The sequence below is a fragment of the Brevibacillus gelatini genome (assembly GCF_003710935.1).
Classification (GTDB): domain Bacteria; phylum Bacillota; class Bacilli; order Brevibacillales; family Brevibacillaceae; genus Brevibacillus; species Brevibacillus gelatini.
On sequence record NZ_RHHS01000013.1, the window covers coordinates 50,035 to 64,633 of the forward strand.

At 33.9% G+C, this 14,599-nt stretch carries 31 protein-coding genes; all 31 read right to left on the bottom strand.

Annotation, left to right across the window (positions count from 1 at the left end; genetic code table 11):
• Positions 1-9 precede the first annotated feature (9 nt).
• The 31 genes from EDM57_RS04565 to EDM57_RS04705 all read right to left on the bottom strand — a co-directional run bounded on the left by EDM57_RS04565 (position 10) and on the right by EDM57_RS04705 (position 14,344).
• Entirely contained in the window at positions 10-450 is a 441-nt protein-coding gene (locus tag EDM57_RS04565) for a hypothetical protein (protein WP_122903588.1), read from the bottom strand.
• An 87-nt stretch (positions 451-537) separates the two neighbouring features.
• Positions 538-1,989 carry a DNA (cytosine-5-)-methyltransferase gene (gene dcm, locus EDM57_RS04570; RefSeq protein ID WP_122903589.1) on the bottom strand — a complete coding sequence of 484 codons (1,452 nt, stop codon included), beginning with the start codon at positions 1,987-1,989 and terminating at the stop codon, positions 538-540.
• A gap of 48 nt (positions 1,990-2,037) precedes the next feature.
• The gene (locus EDM57_RS04575) at positions 2,038-2,679 is read right to left on the bottom strand and encodes a hypothetical protein (RefSeq protein WP_122903590.1); all 642 of its coding nucleotides are present in this window, start codon (positions 2,677-2,679) and stop codon (positions 2,038-2,040) included.
• The gene (locus EDM57_RS24020; protein ID WP_425455768.1) at positions 2,680-3,375 is read right to left on the bottom strand and encodes an HNH endonuclease; all 696 of its coding nucleotides are present in this window, start codon (positions 3,373-3,375) and stop codon (positions 2,680-2,682) included. It abuts the gene before it with no gap.
• Positions 3,376-3,418: 43 nt separating this feature from the next.
• A complete protein-coding gene (locus tag EDM57_RS04585) occupies positions 3,419-4,135 on the bottom strand; it encodes an HNH endonuclease signature motif containing protein (RefSeq protein ID WP_122903592.1) in 717 nt (238 codons plus the stop codon).
• Positions 4,136-4,183: 48 nt separating this feature from the next.
• Positions 4,184-4,468 carry a hypothetical protein gene (locus EDM57_RS04590; RefSeq protein WP_122903593.1) on the bottom strand — a complete coding sequence of 95 codons (285 nt, stop codon included), beginning with the start codon at positions 4,466-4,468 and terminating at the stop codon, positions 4,184-4,186.
• Positions 4,469-4,511: 43 nt separating this feature from the next.
• Positions 4,512-4,940, bottom strand: a complete 429-nt coding sequence (locus EDM57_RS04595) for a hypothetical protein (RefSeq protein WP_122903594.1) — start codon at positions 4,938-4,940, stop codon at positions 4,512-4,514.
• Positions 4,941-4,977: 37 nt separating this feature from the next.
• Positions 4,978-5,178 carry a hypothetical protein gene (locus tag EDM57_RS04600; RefSeq protein WP_122903595.1) on the bottom strand — a complete coding sequence of 67 codons (201 nt, stop codon included), beginning with the start codon at positions 5,176-5,178 and terminating at the stop codon, positions 4,978-4,980.
• A gap of 32 nt (positions 5,179-5,210) precedes the next feature.
• Positions 5,211-5,462 (bottom strand): hypothetical protein, encoded by a 252-nt coding sequence (locus EDM57_RS04605; RefSeq protein ID WP_122903596.1) that lies wholly within the window; start codon positions 5,460-5,462, stop codon positions 5,211-5,213.
• Positions 5,455-5,697, bottom strand: coding sequence for a hypothetical protein (locus EDM57_RS04610; RefSeq protein ID WP_122903597.1), 243 nt, complete (start codon positions 5,695-5,697; stop codon positions 5,455-5,457). The genes EDM57_RS04605 and EDM57_RS04610 overlap by 8 nt, the downstream gene beginning before the upstream one ends.
• A complete protein-coding gene (locus EDM57_RS04615) occupies positions 5,698-5,979 on the bottom strand; it encodes a hypothetical protein (RefSeq protein ID WP_122903598.1) in 282 nt (93 codons plus the stop codon). It lies immediately after the preceding gene.
• A gap of 20 nt (positions 5,980-5,999) precedes the next feature.
• Complete coding sequence (locus EDM57_RS04620) at positions 6,000-6,527, bottom strand: hypothetical protein (RefSeq protein WP_122903599.1); 528 nt, start codon at positions 6,525-6,527, stop codon at positions 6,000-6,002.
• The gene (locus tag EDM57_RS04625) at positions 6,511-6,705 is read right to left on the bottom strand and encodes a hypothetical protein (RefSeq protein ID WP_122903600.1); all 195 of its coding nucleotides are present in this window, start codon (positions 6,703-6,705) and stop codon (positions 6,511-6,513) included. Before EDM57_RS04625 ends, EDM57_RS04620 begins: the two co-directional genes overlap by 17 nt.
• 33 nt (positions 6,706-6,738) lie before the next feature.
• Positions 6,739-7,143 (bottom strand): hypothetical protein, encoded by a 405-nt coding sequence (locus EDM57_RS04630; RefSeq protein ID WP_122903601.1) that lies wholly within the window; start codon positions 7,141-7,143, stop codon positions 6,739-6,741.
• Between the two features lie 36 nt (positions 7,144-7,179).
• Positions 7,180-7,587, bottom strand: coding sequence for a hypothetical protein (locus EDM57_RS04635; protein ID WP_122903602.1), 408 nt, complete (start codon positions 7,585-7,587; stop codon positions 7,180-7,182).
• A 34-nt stretch (positions 7,588-7,621) separates the two neighbouring features.
• Positions 7,622-7,942: a hypothetical protein gene (locus EDM57_RS04640; RefSeq protein WP_211338216.1), complete on the bottom strand. Its 321-nt coding sequence runs from the start codon at positions 7,940-7,942 to the stop codon at positions 7,622-7,624.
• Positions 7,943-7,966: 24 nt separating this feature from the next.
• Positions 7,967-8,293, bottom strand: coding sequence for a BC1872 family protein (locus EDM57_RS04645; protein ID WP_122903603.1), 327 nt, complete (start codon positions 8,291-8,293; stop codon positions 7,967-7,969).
• A gap of 34 nt (positions 8,294-8,327) precedes the next feature.
• The gene (locus EDM57_RS04650) at positions 8,328-8,825 is read right to left on the bottom strand and encodes a hypothetical protein (protein WP_122903604.1); all 498 of its coding nucleotides are present in this window, start codon (positions 8,823-8,825) and stop codon (positions 8,328-8,330) included.
• 43 nt (positions 8,826-8,868) lie between these two features.
• Positions 8,869-9,288, bottom strand: coding sequence for a hypothetical protein (locus EDM57_RS04655; RefSeq protein ID WP_122903605.1), 420 nt, complete (start codon positions 9,286-9,288; stop codon positions 8,869-8,871).
• On the bottom strand, positions 9,254-9,625 hold the full coding sequence (locus tag EDM57_RS24025; protein WP_122903606.1) for a hypothetical protein: 372 nt from the start codon (positions 9,623-9,625) through the stop codon (positions 9,254-9,256). Before EDM57_RS24025 ends, EDM57_RS04655 begins: the two co-directional genes overlap by 35 nt.
• A 631-nt stretch (positions 9,626-10,256) precedes the next feature.
• Positions 10,257-10,442: a hypothetical protein gene (locus EDM57_RS04665; protein WP_122903607.1), complete on the bottom strand. Its 186-nt coding sequence runs from the start codon at positions 10,440-10,442 to the stop codon at positions 10,257-10,259.
• 320 nt (positions 10,443-10,762) lie between these two features.
• Positions 10,763-11,122, bottom strand: coding sequence for a hypothetical protein (locus EDM57_RS04670; RefSeq protein WP_122903608.1), 360 nt, complete (start codon positions 11,120-11,122; stop codon positions 10,763-10,765).
• Positions 11,123-11,152: 30 nt separating this feature from the next.
• Positions 11,153-11,368, bottom strand: coding sequence for a hypothetical protein (locus EDM57_RS04675; protein WP_122903609.1), 216 nt, complete (start codon positions 11,366-11,368; stop codon positions 11,153-11,155).
• Positions 11,369-11,406: 38 nt separating this feature from the next.
• On the bottom strand, positions 11,407-11,805 hold the full coding sequence (locus EDM57_RS04680) for a hypothetical protein (protein WP_122903610.1): 399 nt from the start codon (positions 11,803-11,805) through the stop codon (positions 11,407-11,409).
• A gap of 35 nt (positions 11,806-11,840) precedes the next feature.
• On the bottom strand, positions 11,841-11,993 hold the full coding sequence (locus EDM57_RS23125) for a hypothetical protein (protein WP_170163375.1): 153 nt from the start codon (positions 11,991-11,993) through the stop codon (positions 11,841-11,843).
• Positions 11,994-12,020: 27 nt separating this feature from the next.
• Positions 12,021-12,191: a hypothetical protein gene (locus EDM57_RS23130; protein WP_170163376.1), complete on the bottom strand. Its 171-nt coding sequence runs from the start codon at positions 12,189-12,191 to the stop codon at positions 12,021-12,023.
• A 39-nt stretch (positions 12,192-12,230) separates the two neighbouring features.
• Positions 12,231-12,581: a hypothetical protein gene (locus EDM57_RS04685; RefSeq protein WP_148039091.1), complete on the bottom strand. Its 351-nt coding sequence runs from the start codon at positions 12,579-12,581 to the stop codon at positions 12,231-12,233.
• Positions 12,582-12,659: 78 nt separating this feature from the next.
• Positions 12,660-13,016 (bottom strand): hypothetical protein, encoded by a 357-nt coding sequence (locus EDM57_RS04690; RefSeq protein ID WP_122903612.1) that lies wholly within the window; start codon positions 13,014-13,016, stop codon positions 12,660-12,662.
• Between the two features lie 14 nt (positions 13,017-13,030).
• Positions 13,031-13,426 (bottom strand): hypothetical protein, encoded by a 396-nt coding sequence (locus EDM57_RS04695; protein ID WP_122903613.1) that lies wholly within the window; start codon positions 13,424-13,426, stop codon positions 13,031-13,033.
• Between the two features lie 152 nt (positions 13,427-13,578).
• Entirely contained in the window at positions 13,579-13,971 is a 393-nt protein-coding gene (locus EDM57_RS04700; protein WP_122903614.1) for a YhjD family protein, read from the bottom strand.
• Positions 13,955-14,344 (bottom strand): hypothetical protein, encoded by a 390-nt coding sequence (locus tag EDM57_RS04705; RefSeq protein ID WP_122903615.1) that lies wholly within the window; start codon positions 14,342-14,344, stop codon positions 13,955-13,957. Before EDM57_RS04705 ends, EDM57_RS04700 begins: the two co-directional genes overlap by 17 nt.
• Positions 14,345-14,599 lie beyond the last annotated feature (255 nt).

Sequence of the window (14,599 nt, forward strand, 5' to 3'; positions counted from 1 at the left end):
AATTCATCCTTAAACATTAAACTCACCTCCATTAATCAGATTAGCTTTACAGCAGCGAGAACGGTATTTATTGCTTTCATCAAGCCATTTATCATGAATTCCCTTATACAACGTAGAACCAGTCTGTTTTCCACAACTTCCACATAATACAATATAACGCTTTTTACTTTTTGATCGTTGTCTCTTTGAGAATTTGGCTACATAAGATTTTAGTTCATTTAATTCTTCTCTGGCTTCTTTTCTCTCAAGTGGATCATCGCTAGTAAGTAATTCGTTTAAACGATGTCCTCCTTCATTAAAACAACTAATTATGTATTTGGCTTCCTCTACCGCAAATTCTTTTGTAATATCTTCATAAGATTCAAATAATCCATCGGCAAGTGCATTTTCGAATACAGCGTACAATTCATTAGGTACGTTTGTTAACCATTCAGGTATTTGCTTTCTCATTTGAAACATCTCCTCGCCCATACTTAGTTACCTATATTTTATCAAGAGCGGAGAAGTTGGTCAATATATGTATTATTTATTTTTATTTTATATGTAATTAATCAAATTTTTAAATACTGCTGTTATTTTATTCGTTGTTACCGCATTTCCAGCCATTTTATATAGTTGCGAATTGCTGATTCCTGCTTCAACTAACTTGTGATAATATTCATCAGGGAATCCCTGTAACCTAAAACATTCTAATGGGGTCAATTTGCGAATTCGATATTTTGGTTTTTCTAAAATCATACTATCCTTTGATACTGAAGTGATAGTATTACTTACTGCATCACTTCTGATTTCTAACTGTTGCTCTTGTCCTTTATAGCTTCTGGTTCTAAAACTGCAGCTAAGATAATCATTGTCTTCTACAATAATTTTGGGTTCTCGATTGCCACCTTCCATTGTTGTGATTGTCGGTGAAATTCCTTCTGGATCGTAAACCCTCCTTATGCATTCATTTCCTTTAATATCAAGAAGTCCCACCATAGCCAATTCTGGTTCTTTTACTAAATAAACTCCTCCACCACTACCACCAAGACCACCTGTTTGACTAGCAACGGTAGCTGAGATTCCATTTGTGTCATAAACTCTATTACCCTGAGCGTTTTTATCTATGTATCCCACTTGTTGCAAATCAATTTCTACTACCTTTCGAGGTTCTTTATAATCTCTACTTTGTAAAGTTGGACACATGTCACTATAAATCCGTAGACCGTCCATTCCTTTTGCCATTGGATCAATTATGCTTCTATCGGTTAGACTTTCTTGTTGCTTGCTTGTTAATTGTTCTAGAAGATTTCTTGTTTTTTCCTCACTTATGTAATACTTCTCATCAACATTATCCTCCAATATGTCTTTTATAATTTTATTTACTTTGTTCTGCTCAGGAAATTTAAAATTAAATGTTTTAATTCCATCTGCGTTTTTCAATTTTTTCTTCGCTTTTGCTACAATATCATTACCACTAATAATCCATTCTTCAGCTTCAATATCTCTGAGTGCTACAATAATTATTCGCTCTCGATTTTGTGGAACGTCAAAATGTTTACTATTTATTACCTGAAAATCTACTACATATCCAATATCGCTTAATGTTAATAAGATTGTCTCAAGTGTACTTCCTTTATTGTGATTCACAAGACCTTTTACATTTTCTAAGATCAAAGCCTTTGGCTTCTTCTTACTTGCAATTCGCACAATCTCGAAGAATAGTGTCCCTCTTGTGTCTTCAAATCCTAGTCGTTTCCCAGCTACACTAAATGCCTGACAAGGGAATCCTCCAACTAATACATCATGATCTGGTATATGTTCTGCTGAAATTTTTGTAATATCTCCATGAGGCTTAAATCCGTAAATTATTTCATATGCTTTGGTAGCGTATTTGTCAATTTCGCTTGCGAATACTACTTCAACATTTTCTCTACCAATTGCATTAAAAATACCTGTTTCAAACCCACCAATTCCACTAAACAAAGAACACACTTTAATTTTACTCAATTAATCAACCTCCTAATTTTTATTTTTTAATTTCAATCAAACGATCTTTTATAGAGTTTTATTCCCCAGTATAGATTCCTTACAATGCTCTATAATCTTTTTTAATTCTTCAAATGTAATATTTTGATTCATATATGCATCTCTTAATGGGTATTTATAAAAATTCAATCTAAACCCCGTTGGCTTATACCAAAAATTCGGTTGTATCAATCGGCAATTGTCTTTATGTCCTTTGTTTTTAGCCCATTCATCATACCTCTTATGTACACCACAATCGCAATGGAAAGCGCAGCCATTCCATCCATGTTCCCAGCCATTTACTTTTGCCCAATTATCTACTAAAGTTATGTATTTTTTGCTCAACCATTCAATACCTTTTTGTTTAAGTTCATTTTCATACTTTTTAATTCTATTAGAAAAGCAACCATCTGTATGCTGATTTTCTTCCCACCACTCATAATTCATATCATCAAACCCACAAGTACAATCTGCATCCCAGTCATATGGATTTACCAAGAATACATCATTTTCGAATCCACCACGACTAGTTTGATATTGGTCTTCTTTGTCATAATAACCTCGTCCATCAAGACCACAATCATAAAGGAATTGACAGAAATCATCTTGCCATGCTCGATCTACTGGATGCTCTCCTCTTGAGTTGCCGAAAATCATGTTACCTAGTTCCATTTAATCACCTCTTGTCGTCTTTTTCTTTCTCTTCTTTTTTATAAATTTAAGACAATCATATCTCATCCATTGATAGATTCTAAAATAGCGCTCATATGTATATTTTGGATTATTTTTATTATACCAATCGTTTAATGTTCTTGTATTTTTCTCTGAGTTACAACTCCGACAGCTTGGCACGCAATTTTTTAAATCATTTCGCCCATCGTGTATGACATGTTCTTTATGAAGATCCTGACCCTCTGCTATCTTATGTTCTTCATATGTCATTCCACAATATGCACACGCATTATCAAAGTAATTTTTACATGCAATCCATTCTTTCGGAGTAATATCATGATTCTTTTCCTTTCGTTTCTCGTTATATTCTTTAACTTTGCCAGGATTATTTTTTCTATAATCACATGTGTAATTTTTTAAGTAATCGGCATGTTCTCTGTTCCACTGTCTATGTCGTTCTCGTTCTCTTTCGAGATTATCGTAATACCACTTTTTCTGTCCTCGCTTGTATTTCTCATGATCTCTTAACGCTCTTTCTCGCGCTGCACGAATAAGTTTCTCTCGATTTTCTTCATAATACTGCTTATTTCTTTTCCTAATACAATTTCTACAAATGTAGCTCCAACCAGTTTTATTCTTTTCTGGTCTAAAATACTCATTTGTTAATGGGTATAATACTTTGCAGTCTTTGCAAATCCTATCCCCAAGATATCACCTCCTATTTCCAATGAAATAGATTTTATATTGTAAATTTATCTAACCATTCCTTTATTTTTACAAACCTTTCTTGAGTGTATTTTGGATTTTCAGTTGTGAACCACACATCCCAATCTTTATTCCGTTTACTTGAATTGCAACTCTTACAAGCCAATATACAATTTTCAATTCCATTGCTTCCATCATTTATTGCATGATCCTTATGTAATTTATGTCCATACTTCTCGACAGATTCTTCCTCAGTGATTCCACAGTACATACAACTGCTATTACAATATGCATATAATTCATTTAATTCTTCATCAGAAATGTCATGCTTCTTATGAAGTTCTCTTTCAATCCTATACTCTTTTAATTTTTCTCGATTATTTTGCCTCCAATCTTTTGTTAACTGCTTTATTCTTTCAGGATTATTATTAACCCACCTGTTGAATTTATCTTTATAGTACTGAACTTTATTTCTATAATTTTCTTTTGCATAAGCTTTTATTGCTTCTGGATTTTCATTTTGACGTATAATACTTTTAATTATTGCACATTGCTTACAACTAGGATGTAACCCATCAATTGAATTTGATTTATTTCTATAGAAATATTCATCTGTTGATGGAAACCAGTCACCACATTTATTGCACAGTTTATAATCTATTCCATTTAATGACTTGTGCGTTTCTTTATACTTCTTCAACTTCCGTTCAAGTTTTCGCCTGTCTTTTTCTTCTGGTGTTAATTTCGCCATCGCATCCTCTCCCTAATTTTGATAAAAGCAAGTTTTCATTAAATATTTTTATTCTTTAATAAGTTCATATGTCTGGTGAAAGATGTCTGGCTTACAAGGGTATCGTTCACCATTGACGCCAGTAATGATATAGTCATCTGGATCAGCAATCATATTCCCTTCAAGTGTTTCAATTGTTAAACTTTTGCCATCCTCATTTAAACGGATCAATCTCATTTTACCGTCTTTTGCGTAATATGAATGAACACCATTAAAATCTTTAAAATTAAGTTCTATGTATTCTTTGACAGTAACTGCATCAATGATAACTGGTTTCTTACGATATTTCGCCATTGATAAACCTCCTTTTTCAATAAATGTAGTTTTTGATTGGATTTCAACCAAAATAATAATTTTCTACATCCTCAATTAATCGCAATGCTTTAGCTAAAAAATTTAATGCTTCATCCTTACTAATTCCTTGTAATGCTCTAACACCTTCTGGAGTTGTTTTAATACCTTTCTCAAAACGCCACTTAACTGTATAAGTGCCATTATCATCATTCACAATAAAACTATGTAGTAAGTCCTCTTTATGAGGATAATATCTTTTACCAACCCATGAAGCACTTTCTCTAATCTTATTGGCGGCTCTACGTGACATGACCACAATCTCACCATGACCGCTACAATTCATACAATAACAATTCAGCCCGTTTTCTTCTACATCTTGAACTGACCACCCGCCGTTATTTCCCCAAGAGCCATCTTCATTCGTAGCAAAACATGCAGAGCAGAATGTAATCTTTTCATCTAAAGGATTCAAAAACTTTCACCTCCTAAAATCCAAGGAAAACATCATTTCATTGCAATCTTTCATATGTATAGGTCGGCACTCGTCTTGTTAACTCAGTGTCATAATTGTCGTATCCATCGTTATATACTCTGATAACTAATTCGCCCTCAAAAATGAAGTCATTGCCATTATCAGTTTGAATAATGTCAACAAGCCTTTTCCCTTTAAAATGTTTCAATGCAATTTGAATATCTTTATCATTTAACATACCATTTCTCCTTTCCTCATGAAATTATCCTTTTATTTGGTCTTTGGTACATACTCTACTATCTCAAACCTTTTAAACTCTTCATCAAATGCTTTCTTAAACTCATCTGATCTTTGTGGAGCACAATAATCCAGATGACGAACAGCATCATACGCATAATCATTACACTCAGCAGTAATGACACTCTTTGCTGCACCAATCTTCAAATACGCAATCTTTCGCCCTGTTTTCTCCCATCGTTTACCATCTTTATGTATTACATAAATGCAATTATCTTTATTCATCCCAGTCATCCTCATCATCTTCACAATATAGAATTTGTAACTCTACTCGATTACTACCGTCTTCTAACGTGTGCCAGTGCCAGTTATAGTCGAATTGATCTAATCCCAATCCATCAATTAACAAAAATCCTTCTTCATTTAAATGTAGATCAACTACAGCTTCCGCCCCTCCACCAAGATTCAACTTCACACCTTTTGCAATTGTTTGACCTATTCGTCCATGATTATTTAACATTCATTCTCCTCCTTTAGCTTTTCTAGCTTTCCTTAATCGTTCTGCCGCAGCTTTGCGCTGTTCTTCTGTCATATTACGCCCCTTACTTTCAGAACGAAATGAAATTCGCTCAAATGGTATATCCTTGTACCAATGCGCACCATCTTCTTGAATCTTGTAAGGCTCAATCCCTGCTCTTTTTAATTTTGTAATTACACGTTGTTGCCTTGTATAGATACTCCATGTTTTTGTTTCATCATCACAATGAATTGCCGTCTCACGTTCACATGCCTCTAGTGACATATGCATCTTTCCTCCTTTTCTTAAATTTCTACATCTGCAAACTTCTCCACAATTTCAAGTAGTCGTTGAAGTTCAGGATTCCTCCAGGCATGGTTAATAAAATAATCGGGTTGCTTATAATGATAGTGATTCTCTGTGACATGTTGATCCAATGCACGTTTTGTTAGAAAACAGTTTTTATATGTATGCTCTTCTGTATAGCCTGTGTATGTTGAAAACTCATACCCAATATTTTTAAGAAAATCATGAAGAACTAAAAATGACTTTGATAACTTTACTTCCCACCATTCGTCAATATCTTTCTGAATTAGATCCTCTAGATAATCCTCGCACCACTCAATTGCCTCATTGAAATCAGTAAATAAAATATAATCTTCGCTCAGAAGTATACAAGTTTTATCGGCATAGTCTGGGTCAATACCCACAACATTCTTCTTTTCACGAATCTGATAAAATACTGGTTTAGCAGTATACTCTCTGTCTTGTGTTTTTAATTCAATTGCTAAGTCTTTAAGAAACTTAATATCATCATCAGTCAGTATATTCATTTGTGCCTCCGTTGTTCTTATTTAATTCAAGTAATTCTTGATGCGAGTCTAGCCACTTACTTACATCATCTATATATTTCTTTTGTTCTTCAGTCATTTCTTGCTCTGTATCGCTAAGATTATCACTGCCCTCAATCATCTCGTTTGCTTTAGGATGCCAATCATTGTTTTTATCCACTTGTGCATCTCCCCTTTGTATAAATTCCTTCTTTCATTCAGTTAATTTATCTATTTCTTGAATAATGAAATGTTTAAAATCTTCAAGTGGCTTCATGTCATAATATGTCATCCAATCATGTTCTCCACTTACATCATAAATTACAAACCAATTAGGATAATTGTAGTTTGACTTATCAAAGAGTGCTTGGTGATATCCATCATCTAGCCTTTCAATCCATTCCTTCACTTGGTTTTCGTTCTCAAAATAGTAAATTTTAACATCATAAGGGAGGAACACTTGACGTTCTTTAATTTTTAATTTAAATTCATGATCTTCTGCTTGACTTGGATTATAAAATTCAGAGCCATCTAATGTAACCCAAATATCCACTTCTTTTGTCCCAACCTGAACTTTTTTCTCTTCATAAATTGGTATTTGTTTGCTTTTCTTTTCCATTAAAAATTACCTCCATTTTTAAATCAAATCGTACATTCATCGAAATTTCATGAAGCCCAAAATAAAGTCTGCCAACTCATACAAATCATCATCATTCATTTCTTGAAAGTCATCCAGACTCATTGTTCCATAATCAAATGCTTCCTTTACTCGTGTCAGATTATATGTATAAGTACCATCTTTCCAATTGAATCCGAAGTATTCAGCGAGTTTTGAAACCAATTCTTCGCGTTCTTTATTATCGTCTTGCCGATATTCAGGCACAATTTGCAATTGTACCGATGTATATGTTCTGCTGCTATTTGCATTAAGGTGATCCTCGCACTCACGAATGAATGATTGAAGTTCTTTTTTCTGCTCTTCGGGTTTTGAATGCAAATCCATGCATCCATAGTTTTGTTTCACATATCCTTCCAGCCTGTAACCCTCAATTACTTTATCCATGTTACCTCCAGTTATTTTTAGTTAAAAGCATTCTTTAATTGGATTTTGTGCTTACCTCAATCAAAGCTACCTCTTCGCCTTCGTAATACCATGTCTTATATGAAATCAAGTTACCAACACTAAGATCTAATTCTGGGTGGTATTCCCTTACATATTGAACAAATCCACCACACATTACTGACTCATTTCCGTGACAAGCCCAATTATGACCACTTTTCTTCTTCATTTGAATAATGTCATACGCACTAGGAAGGCAACCATAAGTTTTGAACTTCTTCTGATTCATCAGTGAATGCAAATGGGCAAGTTGCGCAACCATCAAAACCACAACTTGCTGTTTTCTCCATTTATTCAACCTCCTCTCTGTATAAAAGATTTATTATAATGATTCAACTGTTTTGGTTGCTGCCTTACATATTGCTTTTGGCGTTACTGCCGAAAATGCATTGGCTCCTACTTCAAGTAACATCCATGTATTAAAATGTCGTTTTTGTTCATTGCTCTTATTAATTTCCTCCATTACTTGCCAAGCATGATCAATTCTTTCGGTCGGCTGCCAATCTCTGACCCATTCCATGAAATCACCTTGATCGTCATACCAAGCGTCAGCAATATATGCACCATCTTCTATGTACTTACCTTTTGACCACCCCATCACCTTTGTTGCCAGCGTTCCAACGATTTGCTGTTCGGTCACTTCTACCATAATACATACCTTCCCTCATTGCAGTATAATAATTTTATCGCAACCCTAAAGATTCCAACATTTTACCCATATCTGAATTTGTAAGTGATGGGTAATAGTCATCTGCAATCTCAATATTTAACCGCTCCAATGCTTCAATTGCTTCATTAAAAATTCGCTTCATTTCATTGTTCTTTACATAAACTTCCCCACCACCATCAATGCAAAAACGTCTGTTCTCATCATTCAGTCGTTCTAAAATACTATTTATGAATCGTCTATCAAAGCTGTATTCTCGATATCCACCAAAGGACAAAAGGATTTTTTCAGACACTTGATTGTCTGAATATACAGGTCGATACAAAACTACTTTTTGTTTTTCCTCTTTACGATCTTTACCATATTTAATCATAATGTAGTCATTATCTAGCATAGTTTCAGTTGTATAATATGTATGTTCTTTTTCTAGGCGTTTTCTCTCATTGATAAACTCCCTTTGGTCTTCTGATAAACTATTCCACCAGTCATCGTGCAATTTCTTGAAATCAACCATAGAATCAATCCCCTTTACTTTTTCAATCAAACACGTCTTTTATTCAAAGCACCCAGTTAATCTTATCTTTAATCAGTAGCAATACAGTCTGAAATTCAGTAGCATTATTAAAGCTGGCACAGCCAAACATACTATTCCTGATCTGCTTCTGTACTTCACTAGGTAACACTTTAATAGCCTTTCCGTCTCGTTCTTTATCAAGGAATAAATGCGCCTCAAAATTGCTTACATAAGGAGACTGTAGCAGACCGTAATCATAAGCAACCAATACAGTCTCAAGATTCTTTCTGCAAACTCGGAAGACCTTTAATTCGCCTGAATTAACATTGTAATATACATAAGGCTTATTATTTTTATTTTCAATTTCCCTATCAAAATCGATTTCTTTAATCATGTTTACTTCAACTGGAATCATTCTGATGATTTCTTCAAGCGTATTTGCAGACGTTGCCGTTTTCGTCATGGTAATATACTCCCTTTAAGTCGTATTTGCTAATGAATTGCTGACAATATGGACAAGGTTTACTGTTTGCGTATTTTCCTGTTTTAGTAACCGCAGCGTTATACAAAATACTACCTTTGACCATCCTCTTATGTACCGAGAATAAACAATCTACTTCTGAATGCCATCCTTTACAATCATAAATCGGATCTGCAATTCTGCCAGCTTTGTACTTGTTATTGAATCCATAAGATATTACTCTACCATTTTTTATAAGCAATGAAACGTGACGGTACTCAGGCATATTATTTTTACTTGTGAGTCGCAAACAAAGATTAATCCATCGTCTGTGTCTCATACCAACACCTTAATATTATATTTTTAATTTATGTGTGTCAATTATTTTTTATTTTTAAAACTTATCATGACTTACTCATTGTATACTGTCTTACATAATAACTACATCTATAATTTAATCGCTCAATTACAAAATCTACATCCAATTTTCTATTATTTTTGATATGATTTTTGTTTTCACATATAACCTGCAAACCTTGAATAACTCCATATTTACAGTTTTCACAGCGTTTCCTTGGAGGCCAAGACACCATCTCATCTCCTTATTCAACAAACTCGCAATCACTTTTGCTTACCCATCCATAAGGCCATCCAGCTTGTTCAATGGTTGTCCTTACAATTAAGTTGTTTCTGTTTCGACTGCATTCACTATGTACTATAAATTCTTGACCGATCTTATCTGCATACCAATTTTGATGATGGTCAGAGGAAATAATTTTAATCTTCTTCCCACATAATTCACTCATCTTCATCGCCCGTCCCATTCACAAGAATATTCTTTTAAAAACTCCAGTTTGCACGATCCAGTTACTGAGTTCTCAGTAGGTACAACGATAATTTTACTGCCATTTTTGAATTCAATTTCGATATTATTATTTTTCATTTCTAAACTCCTTTTTGCGATAAATTCACTATTTTATGGAATCCCAACTTAGGTTTTCCGAAGTTACATTGAATACATTAACCAGATCGTCCGGTTGTAAAGTCTTAATACTTCCGTCATTTTGTACAACCGTAGCATACTCGCTATCCGGGTTATAACCTAAACCGTATCTCTCTGCCGCAGCTTTAACAATTTGCTGAATATCTTTCCTCATACTAATCACTCCACGAAAACCGTATTTTAGGTCGAATAGTGTACTCTGTATCAGGGTGTTTAGTACCCACTTTCATGTTCTAACAACCATTCCTTAAACAGAACTTGTGCTTTTGCAAAGACATCCTCCATATCACAACTTTGAACATTGATAATGGTTTCTCCATGTTTTGGGTGAGTTGTTTTGTAGCCAATAGTAATACACCAGTCCATAATACTTGAATAATAGATTTCTAATGTCCATGCGCCTGATTCACTTTATCAAAAAATGATAAAAATTCCTGCATAATCACTTCCCCTTTTTCCTATGAAATTGCCATTTTATTCAATCTCTTCTTCGTAAACATCTTCCAACTCTAACGGTTCGCCTTCTTCAATTACCTCCAATTGAACCATGAGTTCTCCCACATCATCACAAAACAAGTCATGCTCATACCAAGGAAGATGTCTAGAATATTCATAAAGCCATTCTTTATTGTGCACTTTACATGCTTCTTTAAATGCTTCATCCCAACCAAATGTACTTTCAATGTATATATAAAAATTTATGTAATCTATGTATTCTGTTGGTTTAAATATTTTGACTAGATTATTGTGAAAATCAATTAGCAGTTCTTTTGTGAGTTGATTTCTTATTCCATCAGGCATTTGATACTCATATCCATTTTCAGTTACAGGCATTATCCAACCTCCTAATAAATTTTACATTTATCAGTACCCACCTTGAGTTTCTAGCAGCCATTCTTTAAACAAAACATGTGCTTTTGCAAACACATAATCCATGTCGCAATTCTGAACGTTAACGATTGTCTCTCCATGACGATTAATTGTAATGCACCAGTCCATAATACCTGAGTAATAAATTTCTAAAGTATATCTACCTGTCCTGTGTTTTATTTCATTAAAGAATCTCAGAAACTCTTCCATACCAACAGTCTCACCTTCCGTTAATATTCGTGATTTATTTAGTTTTCTTGCTCCCCTTGATTACAAATAACCGTTATCCATCCACCTTCAACACGTACTTCTTGACCAGTATTACTATAATCATCACTATCTTCAGTCCATTTAATTCCTATGTAATACACCGTTTCTGAGTTACTGAGAAATTCAATGTGCGTGATATCATTATATTCTTTGATTCTCTGGTACTCTGGTTTATCTTTAATTATTAGATATAAATGTTTTGCGGATTTACTCAATAATAGCTCTGATTTATTGTTCAATAGTATATTGTTGTCCCATATAGATTCAGTAATTCCAGCTAGACTAATGTATCTTACATCACTATACGGTATTTTTATATGTTCTACATTTTCAAATACTACATGAATCTCATCAATTTCTTTATTGATTGTATGCATTTATATCTACCTCTCTTTTTGAATATAATACATATTTAATCCAATTCCTTTAATTCAGGAAAAATTTCTTCGAGATTTACTTCTTCTCCATTCAAATAGATTCCCTTAATATTTTCATCAAATGTCACTTCGAACCCAAGTTGTTTTCCAATATCAATCATACGCTTCTTTTCTTCATCAGTTAACATTTTCTCACTCCCAATGAATGACAGATTTCATTCCCTTTCTGGAACGCCAAACTCATCAATAAGAACTTTAGCCAATCTTTTAGATGATTCCTTAATCTTTTGTTGTAAGAAATCATGGAAATAATTCATAACTTCATCACTTGGATGAACAACACCTTTGCTAATCAGAAATTGTTTAATTTCTTCCTTCAAGTCCATTTTATAAAACCTCCATTATTTTTATATAAAAAGTATCTTTTAACGTGAATATTTTTCTGGAAATTTTAATTTAAAGCTACTCAAATCAAGTTTCTCAACAATATCATCACATATAGCGTAAGCTGGCAAATTCAAATGAATTGCATCGTGCTTAATATGTGCTCCGTCTCTAAATGGAAGGTCTATTTCTCCATCTTCACCAATAGGAGGTTTCGTTCTTCCTGTTTTCCTTTCTGTTTGCCCAATCGTTACTTTTACAATATCTCCTGTAAAATGTTTATACACTAGCTCGTATTTCCAAAGTTGTTCAGTATAATCTCCACTGACATTGATACATTCAATTTGTAATCTTGGAAGAGATGCTTCATTTAAAATTTCTTCTGGACTCATTTCGTTCTCACTCATCCTTTCCGATAAAAGTATCTGTTTATTATGTAAATAACCGTCTTGCAAGTTCAATTTCGTCATTTATAAAATTTCGCTATTTGTCATACTTTTTAAAGCGTCTCGTATCGCTCTTCGCTTTTGATTCTGCGCTTTAATAATTCTCGCAGCATTCTCTACATGGTAATCACAAAAACCTTTCCGCCAATCTTTAATCATCGCATATTCATTCATTTCAAGATTTTCTCCATTAAACTGTAACTGCACATCTGTATGGTTAATTTCACCCTCGGCAACCAGTACTCGTACATAAGAAATGATGTTTTCTGTTGATACGTTGTAAGTATAAGGCTCTTGATTTCGAAACCATAATCGCACTATTTTTTCGGCCTCAAAATCGGAGCAAGAAACACCTTGAGGACAATAGTTAATTGTAATCATCGGTTCACCACTTTCTAGAAAATATATCTACAACGTACTGGTATGTAAACTGTGTCCGTTTGCCCCATATACCTTCCTGCTGGTAAATCCTGCACCCCAATCTCAGTTTCCATTTTAATGTCACCAATTATATACTCGATGTCAACGAGTTTCTTTAGTTCTTCCTCTGTAATTGTTTTGGTGCAATATGTTGTCTTATTAATAATGGGATTCAATGCCTCGTCAACCAGCATCATGGTGAACAATATTGTTCCATCGTGCGAACTAGAGCGAATGACCTGATAATCATAATCCTCATTAACAGCTTGATCGTACTTAATATGACCGAGAACTAGATTCTTGCCGTATCCATTACTTTCTAAAATGCTTGAAATATACTCAATTGGGTTAATTACTGTTTGTTTACTCATGACATCACTCCTTTCCGATAAAAATCTCATTTCAATAACTTATGTATAGTGTTTCCCATCTTCTGTAATCTTCTGAATTAAGAATACAACATATATTTATATTTGTCTACTATTTATTTTTATTTTATATCCACAATTTTAGCCACCCGTTCTCACGAGTGGCTATCCATTCCCATCAGATATTGTTGCATTCTTACTTCCGTTTCGGCTTTCACGAAATCCCATAGCATCTGGAACTGTTGAGAATATCCTCTGCAAAGGAATAGGCAGTCGATCCCGTGTTCAGTTCGCGTTTCTTTCACTACCCTTAACCCTTTTCGGTACATTTCATTCTTCAGTTTACTCAATTGTCTCGTGATTCTGTACATAGCTTCATTAATTGCAGTGACATATGGCTGCTTTATGCTAATCTCAGATTCTTCTATGTTCTTCTTGTCACGTTCAAATATCGTCAATACAATAGGTAACAAAACATATTCTCTCAATAATTCTAATTCCCCATCTTGAAACGGTTGCATCTTTCTCACCTCAATTTTGCTCTCCATACACATGCCCCCATTCAATCAAGAAGTCATTTACTTTTAGAGAGCCTTCATTTGTTATTACTTCATTAATTATGGCATTCAATTCGCTAATAGAACAATTAGCGGCATAAAGCGCATCCTCTTCATTTACTTCAAATGAATATGATATCACTAATTGCATTTCTCCATACCATTTGTCATCAATTTCGTCTTGCCACTCACATTTCCAATCATGTACCTTGACTACATGCTGAACCCCACTCAATGTATGTATCTTCAATTCAATAGTTAGCGGTTCAAAAGTCTTCAGCGTTTCTACCCTCAAAACAATATTACCAAACACTTCAGATTTTACTTTTTGCTCTGCTTGAACTAAAATGAAATTAGGTGTCATTTATGATGCCTCCTATTTGAGCGCTCTCTATCTTTGGTCGGACGGAAGCGCTCTTTTCTTATTATAAAGTATGAGCAACTTGTACAAGAACACTTGTTCTTATTATGACTGATTCACAAATTCTCGTCAATATGTTATACCCGTTTTCAAATACATTTTATCAAGTGATTTCACTGAAATCACGAAGTATTGGTAAAATCGAAGGGGAATTCATTTCAACGAATTCCTATTGACAAACTAAAATATTTTAATAAT